Source organism: Paenibacillus sp. DS2015, from assembly GCF_050433705.1.
In the GTDB taxonomy this organism is placed as follows: domain Bacteria; phylum Bacillota; class Bacilli; order Paenibacillales; family Paenibacillaceae; genus Paenibacillus_AQ.
The window spans coordinates 1-1355 of the sequence record NZ_JBNPWS010000088.1 but is presented as its reverse complement, the minus strand read 5'-3'; the positions used below and the strand labels follow the sequence as shown (position 1 = coordinate 1355).

Here is a 1355-nt window from a genome sequence, read left to right as displayed (position 1 = left end):
TTGCGCAATTGCCGCGGAGCTTTGCTTCTCATATGATATCTTTATTGAAAGCCTTCATACTGTGCTTATGAAGGTCTTTTTTTCGGGCAACTGCGCAACCAATCCAGAGTGTTTTGTGACGGTCTGCGTACCGAGGAGCACGCCACGGATGGCGTGCGACGAACCATTGCCTATTACTTTCGTTTGTAATCCATGTATGTTAAATACCACTTAAAATCAAGCAGGATTCTTAATTATCATATACAAAATCCATTGTAGTTCTGTCCATACTAAAAATATACTCCATAAGTTCTATCGCCCTTTCTCTGGTTCTATGTAATTGAACTGCTGCTAATTGCACATCACCTTGAGTACCAAAATATCTAGTAAATATAAACTTATTGCTGACGAAATTAATATCATCCTCTATATAGGATTGCCAACTTTTTTGAGATTGCTCAAGATTTATCCGATCCACTTCATTTAACGATTTGTATAAATGCTCAAGTGCCGCATTAACTTCATCTTGCCATTTTATTATATATCTCGCCTCAAACGCCCCCCATTCTAAGGTTGTAGACTCGTCACTTTCTTGAAGTTTTTCAAACTCCTGCTGATAATCTTTATCAATCGGGTTATCATTAATGATGTTCGAAAAGTAATCATTACCTTGATAATCGCCATAATGATTACTTTCCTTAATCTGTCTCTCTAAGTTATTGTTTGTTTCACCAGCTTTATTAAGTGATTCTTGCAATGTAATTTTTAGCGAATTGAACTCTTTTTCTGAATTTTGGTATTCATCTATTCTGCTTTCCAGTATATCAATCTTCTTATCATCCCTTTTCAGCTTTTCAGTCATAACTATGTAAGAACAAACACCAAATATCAATATAATTAGAACACATAATCTATAAAATAATAATTTTTTATTCATTAATATCGTCTCGTTTCAATGTAATTTTTTAGCCTCTACCAATACACTAGCCATGCAAGGATGCATGGCGGTAGTTACAGCAGACTGTCATATAACGTTGGCGCATTACCGACGTCCAATCGGCTTAAGGACCTTAGGTCCGGGTGGCTTTGCCACTTAGCTGATTGGATGTGTCGCCTGAATTCACTTCTCCGAAAATTCCTCTTGGCGGCCAAGGGAGCGTAGCGACCACTGTGGTAATGCAATGTTGGTATTCTCAGTTCATACCCGACTGGCTCGGGGATGAACTTTTTCTTTATTCTGGAGGAAACACTGGGCTGAAAAACGCATGCTTTGTTGGGACCTAGATCCCGTCGCATAAAGTGTTTTATGCCCTCGCCTTTTGTTCATACCCCGATTCAGCTGGTTGGGCCTCTGAGCCCGTATCACCGTGCCAACC

Annotated in this window: 1 protein-coding gene; it reads right to left on the bottom strand. The window is 39.2% G+C overall.

What is annotated here, in order from left to right; genetic code table 11:
- Nucleotides 1-229: 229 nt before the first annotated feature.
- Nucleotides 230-916: a lysozyme inhibitor LprI family protein gene (locus J2T13_RS26235; protein WP_429375656.1), complete on the bottom strand. Its 687-nt coding sequence runs from the start codon at nucleotides 914-916 to the stop codon at nucleotides 230-232.
- Nucleotides 917-1355: the final 439 nt, after the last annotated feature.